The sequence below is a fragment of the Actinomadura sp. NPDC049382 genome (genome assembly GCF_040677125.1).
GTDB lineage: Bacteria > Actinomycetota > Actinomycetes > Streptosporangiales > Streptosporangiaceae > Spirillospora > Spirillospora geliboluensis.
The window spans coordinates 49,416-57,627 of record NZ_JBFARO010000047.1; the positions used below are offsets into that span (position 1 = coordinate 49,416).

4 protein-coding genes are annotated in these 8,212 nt (G+C 73.3%); all 4 read left to right on the forward strand.

Annotated features, from left to right (window positions below; translation table 11 throughout):
* Positions 1–96: 96 nt before the first annotated feature.
* Positions 97–393 (forward strand): phosphopantetheine-binding protein, encoded by a 297-nt coding sequence (locus AB0K34_RS25485; RefSeq protein WP_138640340.1) that lies wholly within the window; start codon positions 97–99, stop codon positions 391–393.
* On the forward strand, positions 390–1,637 hold the full coding sequence (locus AB0K34_RS25490) for a cytochrome P450 (protein WP_138640341.1): 1,248 nt from the start codon (positions 390–392) through the stop codon (positions 1,635–1,637). The genes AB0K34_RS25485 and AB0K34_RS25490 overlap by 4 nt, the downstream gene beginning before the upstream one ends.
* On the forward strand, positions 1,634–2,365 hold the full coding sequence (locus AB0K34_RS25495; protein ID WP_364551274.1) for an alpha/beta fold hydrolase: 732 nt from the start codon (positions 1,634–1,636) through the stop codon (positions 2,363–2,365). Before AB0K34_RS25490 ends, AB0K34_RS25495 begins: the two co-directional genes overlap by 4 nt.
* 45 nt (positions 2,366–2,410) lie before the next feature.
* Positions 2,411–8,212 (forward strand): beta-ketoacyl synthase N-terminal-like domain-containing protein (locus AB0K34_RS25500; protein WP_364551277.1); only part of this gene is annotated, 5,802 nt, incomplete at its 3' end.

An 8,212-nucleotide genomic window follows, 5' to 3' on the forward strand; every position in this document is an offset into this window, starting at 1 on the left:
GCCACCAGCGCACGTTCGGAAAAGCCGTTCGAGGGACACTCGGTTCACCCGTTCGAATGATGTGTCTCGCCGGCGGGACAGCGGAAAGGGCTGGCAATGGAATCGACGCCGCAGGTGCACCGGCGCGGTGGGCAGGACGAGGCCGCGCCGCCGAGCGCGCCCGCATCGCTCGTCGCGGAGATCTCGGCGCTGTGGGCGGAGCACCTCGACGGCCGCGACGTCGGCCCGGACGACGACTTCTTCGCGCTCGGCGGCAACTCGCTGATCGGAATCAAGATCATCGAGCGGGTGGGCCGGGAGTACGGCGTGGAGCTGTCCGTGCGCGACTTCTACCTGGCGCAGACGCCGGCGCGGGTCGCCGGGCTGGTCGAGCGGGGAAGGGCACGGACGTGAGGCTGACGCCGGGCCCGGCGCGCGACGTCGACCTCGACCGCGTCGACCTGTTCGACCTGGACCTGTACTCGGCGGGCGACCCGCACCCGATCTGGGACGTGATGCGGGCGAAGGCGCCCCTGCACCACCAGGTGCTGCCGGACGGCCGGGAGTTCTGGTCCGTCACCCGCTACGACGACGTCTGCCGCGTCCTCGGCGAGCATCGGCGGTTCACCTCGGAGCGCGGGACGGTGGTCACCCACCTCGGGGTGGACGACGTCGCGGCGGGCACGCTGCTGACCTCCACCGACCCGCCGCGGCACACCCTGGTCCGCCGGGCCATCGGCGCCAGGCTCACGGCCCGCGCGGTCGCGCCGTGGCGGGAGCGGATCCGGCGGGCGGTCGAGCGCTTCCTCGACCCGGCCCTGGACGGCGGCGTGTTCGACCTGGCGGAGCGGGCGCACCGCCTCCCGATGCTCGTCGCGGGCCCGCTGCTGGGGATCCCCGAGCGGGACTGGGACGCGCTCGTCCAGCTGACCGCGATGGTGACGGCCCCCTCGGACCCGCACTTCCGGCACGGCAGCGAGGCCGCGACCCTGGCGATCGCCCACCACGAGCTCGTCACCTACGTCAAGGAGTGGGCCGCCCGGCGCAGATCGGCGGGCGGCGACGACGGGAGCCTGCTCGACCACCTCATGAGCGTCCGGGTGGCGGGCGCGCCGCTCACCGACGAGGAGATCGCCCTCGACGGCTACAGCATCCTCCTCGGCGCCAACGTGACGACGCCGCACACCGTCTCGGGCACGGTGCTCGCCCTCATCGAGCGACCCGAGCAGTTCGGGAAGGTCCAGGCCGACCCGTCGCTGGTCCCGAACCTGGTGGAGGAGGGGCTGCGCTGGACGTCGGCCGCCTGCAACTTCATGCGGTACGCGGTGGACGACGTCCGCATCGCCGGCGGGACGGTCCCGGCGCGCGGCGCGGTCGTCGCGTGGATCGGGTCGGCCAACCGCGACGAGTCCCAGTTCGCCGACCCGCACACGTTCGACGTCACGCGGAACGCGAGCCGCCAGGTCGCGTTCGGTTACGGGCCGCACTACTGCGTCGGGGCGCCGCTGGCCCGGCTGACCCTCCGCGTCTTCTTCGAGGAGCTCCTGCGGCGCTTCGGATCGATCGAGCTCGGCGGCGAGCCGCAGCACCTGCGGTCGTACTTCATCGCCGGGATGACGCACCTGCCCATCGTCGCCGGGGAACGGACGGCGCCATGACCGCCGGTTCCGCCGGCGCCCCGTGGTTCGTCCGGCCGCCGTCCCCCGACCGCGCCGCCCGGCTCCTGTGCTTCCCCTACTCCGGGTCGGGGGCGTCCGCCTTCAGCGGCTGGCCCGCCGCGATCGACGGCGTCGAGGTCTGCCCGGTGCAGTTCCCCGGCCGCGAGAACCGGCTGGGCGAGCCCCACTACGGCACGTACGGGAAGCTCGCGGCCGCCCTGATCGAACCCCTGACACCGCTGCTCGACCGCCCGTACGCGTTCTTCGGGCACTGCGCCGGCGCGCTGCCCGCGTACGAGACCGCCGTCCGGCTCGCGAGACTCGGACTGCCCGGCCCCGAATGCCTCGTCGTGTCGGGCCAGCCGGCCCCGCACGACGCGGCGCTCGACCGGATGCTCACCATGACCGAGGACGCGCTGCGCGCCGAACTGGTGTCGGTCATCCGCGGGCGCGGGATCGACCCGCGCCCGGACATGGTCGAGCTCGGCATGGTCGTGCTGCTCCGCGACCTCGCCGCCGCGCGCGAGTACCGGCGGGCGGAGCCGGTCGCGGTGCCCTGCCCCATCCTCGTCCTGCACTGGCGGGACGACCCCGACGTGAGCCTCGACCAGCTCGGCGGGTGGCGCCGCTACGCCGACTCCGTCGAGGTCCGGGTCGTCGACGGCGGCCACCACGACTTCATGAACGCCCCGGACGACCTGCTGAAGCTGCTGACCTCTTGGCGATGAGAACGGTGCGGCCGCGGGCCGTGCGCCGAGTACGGAGGGAATCGCATGTCCGAGTTGCGCGAGCCGGTCGCGGTCGTGGGCATGTCGTGCCGCCTGCCCAAGGCGGGCGATCCGCGCGCCTTCTGGGAGCTGCTGCGCGACGGCGGAAGCGGCATCACCGACGTCCCCGCCGGACGCCGGGGCGCGCGCGGGCCGGTCGGCCCCGACGCCCCGGACGCCGCGGACCCCGGCGGGGTGATCTCCGCGCGCGGCGGCTTCCTGGACGACGTCGCCGGTTTCGACGCCGACTTCTTCGGCGTCGCGCCGAACGAGGCCGCGATGATGGACCCCCAGCAGCGCCTGATGCTCGAACTCGGCTGGGAGGCACTGGAGGACGCCGGCATCGTCCCCGCCGACCTCGCCGGGACGCGCACGGGCGTCTTCGTGGGCGCCATCTGGGACGACTACGCGATCCGGCTCTACAAGCACGGCACCCGGCGCATCGACCGCCACTCCGTCACCGGGCTCCACCGCAGCATCATCGCCAACCGGCTGTCCTACACGCTCGGCCTCAACGGCCCCAGCCTCGCGGTCGACGCGGGCCAGTCCTCGTCGCTGGTGTCGGTGCACCTGGCCGCGGAGAGCCTCCGCGCCGGAGACTGCACGCTCGCGCTCGCGGGCGGGGTCAACCTCACGCTCACGCCGGAGAGCACCCTCGGCTCGTCCAAGTTCGGCGGGTTGTCACCGGACGGCCTGTGCCGGACCTTCGACGCCGGAGCCAACGGCTACGTCCGCGGCGAAGGCGGCGCCTACCTCGTCATGAAGACCCTCTCCCGGGCGGTGGCCGACGGCGACCGGGTCTACTGCGTGATCGCGGGCACCGCCGTCAACAACGACGGGACCACGCCCGGCCTCACGGTTCCCAGCGCACGCGGGCAGGCGGAGGTCATCCGCCGGGCGCACGACCAGGCCGGCACCCGCCCCGAGGACGTCCAGTACGTCGAGCTCCACGGCACCGGGACGCGCGTGGGCGACCCGATCGAGGCCGCCGCGCTGGGAGCGGCGCTCGGCGCCGGACGCCCCGCCGGATCTCCGCTCCTCGTGGGGTCCGCGAAGACCAACGTCGGCCACCTGGAGGGCGCGGCCGGCGTCGTCGGGCTGCTCAAGACCATCCTCAGCATCTGGCACCGTGAGCTGCCGCCCAGCCTCAACTTCGAGACGCCCAATCCCGACATCGCCTTCGACGAACTCCGCCTCCGCGTCCAGCGGGACCTCACCCCCTGGCCCCGCCCCGACCGGCCCCTGGTCGCCGGCACCAGCTCCTTCGGCATGGGCGGCACCAACTGCCACGTCGTCCTCCGCGAGTGGACGGGCGGAGAGGACGCCGCCGCCCCTGCCGAGGTGGAGCCGGCGGTGGTGACGGACGGGACGCTGCCGTGGGTGGTGTCGGCGAAGTCCGAGGCCGCGCTCCGCGAGCAGGCGCGCCGGCTGCTGGACCATCTGGACTCTTTCCCGGAGGTGTCGCCTGCGCAGGTGGGGCATGCGTTGGTGGCGGGCCGTTCGGTGTTCGAGCACCGGGCGGTGGTGATCGGCCGGGAGCCCGGCGACTTCCGGGACGCGTTGGCGGCCCTGGCCGCCGGCGAGCCGTCAGCGCGCGTGGTGACGGGCAAGACGGCCGCCGCCCCCGGCAGGACCGTCCTCGTCTTCCCCGGGCAGGGCTCGCAGTGGGTCGGCATGGGCGTGGAGTTGATGCGCACTTCGCCGGTGTTCGCCGAGCACCTCACCGCGTGTGCGGACGCGCTGGAGCCGTTCACCGGCTGGAACCTGATCGACGTCCTCACCCAGGCGCCGGACGCACCGCGCCTCGACGGGGACGCCGTGGTCCAGCCCGCCCTGTGGGCGATGATGATCTCCCTCGCTCGCCTGTGGGAGCACCTGGGCATCATCCCGGACGCGGTGGTGGGCCACTCCCAGGGCGAGATCGCCGCCGCCCACATCGCCGGGATCCTCACCCTGGAAGACTCCGCCCGCATCGTGGCGCTGCGGTCCCGGGCGCTCACCCGCATCGCCGGCCGGAGCGGGATGGTCTCCCTGCCGCTGCCCGCGGACGACGCCGTGGAGCTGATAGAACGGTGGCGGGGACGGCTGGCGGTCGCCGCGCTCAACGGGCCCTCGGCCACCGTGGTCGCGGGCGACCGCGACGCCGTCGACGAACTGCTCGCCTCCTGCGCGGACGACGGCGTCCGTGCCCGCCGCGTCCCCATCGACTACGCCTCCCACACCTGGCACGTGGAGGTGCTCCGCGCCGAGCTACTGGACGCGCTGGCGCCGGTCGAGCCTCGTCCCGCGACGGTCGAGTTCTACTCCACTGTCGCCGGCCATGCCGGTGGCGCGCTGAGCGACACCACGGTGATGGGGGCCGCGTACTGGTACGAGAACCTGGCCACCGCTGTCGACTTCCAGGCCGCCACCCGCTCCCTGCTGGACGACGGGCACACGCTGTTCATCGAGGCCAGCGCCCACCCCGTCCTCACCCACCCGCTGCAAGAGACCGTGGCCGGCCACGCTGGCGCCGGCGAGGCCGCCGTCACCGGGACCCTCCGCCGTGACGACGACAGCTGGCAGCGCGTGATGACCTCGCTGGCCGCCACCCGCACCGCCGCCCCGTGGACGGCCTTCTACCCCGCCACCCGGCCCGCCCGCCTCAGCCTGCCCACCTACCCCTTCCAGCGGCGGCGCCACTGGATCGACCTTCCGGCGGACGGCTCCGCCGACATCGAGTCCGCAGCGCCCCCAGCCCCGGCCGCCGCCGCGCCCGAGGAGGCCGCACCCGCCGAGTCCGCCGCGCTGCCGCCGCTGCTGGAGCGGCTCGGCAAGGCGTCCCCGACCGTCCGGGAGCAGATCCTCACCGACCGGATCCGCGCCGAGGTCGCGGCGATCACCGGACGGGTCACGGCGGAGACGGTCGACGCCGACCGCACGTTCAAGGACCTCGGATTCGACTCGTTCGCGTCCCTCGACCTGCGGAACCGGCTGGGCGCGCTGACGGGCCTGGACCTGCCGTCCACGCTGCTCTTCAACCACCCGACCCCCGCCGCCCTCGCCCGCCGCCTCCAGGCCGAACTGCTCGGTTCCGCGGAGTCCGGCGGCACCGGCGGCCCGCCGGCCCCCGCCGACGCGGACGACCCGATCGCGATCGTGGCGATGGCCTGCCGCTACCCGGGGGACGTCCAGTCGCCCGAGGACCTGTGGCGGCTCGTCAGCGAAGGCGTCGACGCCATCACCGACTTTCCCGCCGACCGCGGCTGGGACCTCGACCGGCTCCTCGACCCCGACCCCGACCGGCCCGGCACGTCCTACGTCGCCAAGGGCGGGTTCCTGGCCGGCGCGGCGGCGTTCGACCCCGCCTTCTTCGGGATCGGCCCGCGCGAGGCGACGGCGATGGACCCGCAGCAGCGGCTGCTGCTGGAGACCTCCTGGGAGGTGATCGAGCGGGCGGGCATCGACCCCGCCGCGCTGCGCGGCAGCCAGACCGGCGTCTTCGTCGGCGCCATGAGCCAGGAGTACGGCCCCCACCTGCACGACGGCGCGGCCGGCTTCGACGGCTACCTGTTGACGGGCAACACCGCGAGCGTCGTCTCGGGCCGCGTCTCGTACGTCCTCGGACTGCAGGGACCGGCCGTGACGGTGGACACCGCCTGCTCGTCCTCGCTCGTCTCGATGCACATGGCCGCGCAGGCGCTCCGCAACGGCGAGTGCGATCTCGCCCTGGCCGGCGGCGTCGCCGTCATGGCCACGCCGGGCATGTTCGTGGAGTTCAGCCGGCAGCGCGGGCTCGCGGCGGACGGCCGGTGCAAGCCGTTCGCCGCGGCGGCGGACGGCACGAGCTGGGCGGAGGGCGTCGGGCTCGTCCTCCTCGAACGCCTCTCCGACGCGCGGCGGAACGGCCACCGGGTGCTGGCGGTCGTCCGCGGCTCGGCGGTCAACCAGGACGGCGCGTCCAACGGCCTGACCGCCCCCAACGGGCTGTCGCAGGAGCGCGTGATCCAACAGGCCCTGGCGAGCGCCGGCCTGCGGGCGCGAGAGATCGACGCCGTCGAGGCGCACGGCACGGGCACGCGGCTGGGCGACCCGATCGAGGCGCAGGCGCTGATCGCGACCTATGGCGAGGAGCGTGCGGAGGATCGGCCGCTGTGGCTGGGGTCGTTGAAGTCGAACATCGGCCACACCATGGCCGCGGCGGGTGTCGGCGGCGTCATCAAGATGGTGATGGCCCTGCGGCAGGGCCGCCTCCCGAGGACGCTGCACGTGGACCGCCCGTCCTCCCACGTGGACTGGTCGTCCGGTGCGATGCGGCTCTTGACGGAGGAGCGGGCCTGGCCGGAAGCGGATCGTCCGCGCCGGGCGGGGATCTCGTCCTTCGGCATCAGCGGCACCAACGCGCACCTCATCATCGAGCAGGCTCCGGAGGATGGTGAGGTCCGGGGAGTCCCGGAGCCTGAGCCGGTGGTGGTGACGGAAGGGACGTTGCCGTGGGTGGTGTCGGCGAAGTCCGAGGCCGCGCTTCGGGAGCAGGCGCGGCGGCTGCTGGATCATCTGGATGCCTTCCCGGAGGTGTCGCCTGCGCAGGTGGGGCATGCGCTGGTGGCGGGCCGTTCGGTGTTCGAGCACCGGGCGGTGGTGATCGGCCGGGAGCCCGGCGACTTCCGGGACGCGTTGGCGGCGCTGGCCGCAGGTGAACCGTCCCCTCGCGTGGTCACCGGTGCGGATGCCTCTCGCCTGGGCAGGACGGTCTTCGTCTTCCCAGGGCAGGGTTCGCAGTGGGCCGGCATGGGCGTGGAGTTGATGCGCTCCTCGCCGGTGTTCGCCCAACATCTGACCGCGTGTGCGGAGGCGCTGGAGCCGTTCACCGGCTGGAACCTGATCGACGTGCTCGGACAGGTGGCGGGTGCTCCGAGCTTGGACCGGGTTGATGTGGTCCAGCCCGCCCTGTGGGCGGTGATGGTCTCGTTGGCTCGCCTGTGGGAGCACCTCGGCGTCACGGCCGATGCAGTGGTGGGGCACTCCCAGGGCGAGATCGCCGCCGCCCACATCGCAGGTGTGCTGTCCCTAGAGGATGCCGCCCGCGTCGTGGCGTTGCGCTCCCAGGCGATCGCCCGCATCGCGGGCCGGGGCGGGATGGTCTCCCTGCCGTTGCCCGTGGCCGAGGCCATGGCCATGGTCGAGCGCTGGGAAGGGCGCCTGGCCGTCGCCACGGTCAACGGGCCGTCGGCCACCGTCGTCGCGGGTGACGGCGACGCCGTCGATGAGCTGCTGGCCCACTGCGAGGCGGAGAACGTTCGTGCCCGCCGCATCCCCGTCGACTACGCCTCCCATTCGTCGCACATGGAGGCCCTCCGCGAGGAGCTGCTGGAGGTACTGGCTCCGGTGCGTCCGGGGCAGCCGGACGTGTCCTTCTATTCGACGGTGGCCGGCCATGTCGGCGGCGCGATGAGCGACACGACGCTGCTGGGCGCGGAGTACTGGTACGAGAATCTGGCCACCACCGTCGACTTCCAGGCGGCCACTCGTGCGCTGCTTGACGATGGGCACACGGTGTTCATCGAGGTCAGCCCGCATCCCGTCCTCACCCATCCTCTGCAGGAAACCGCTGAGTACCACGGCGGCGCTGACCAGATCGCCGTGACCGGCAGCCTTCGCCGGGACGACGACACGTGGCAACGCGTCCTGATCTCCCTGGCGACTGTTCACGCCCATGCCGCTCTGGATTGGTCTGCTTTCTATCCGGCGACCCGGCCGACCCATCTCGATCTGCCCACCTACCCCTTCCAGCACCAGAACTACTGGCTGGAGAGGCGCGAAAGCGCG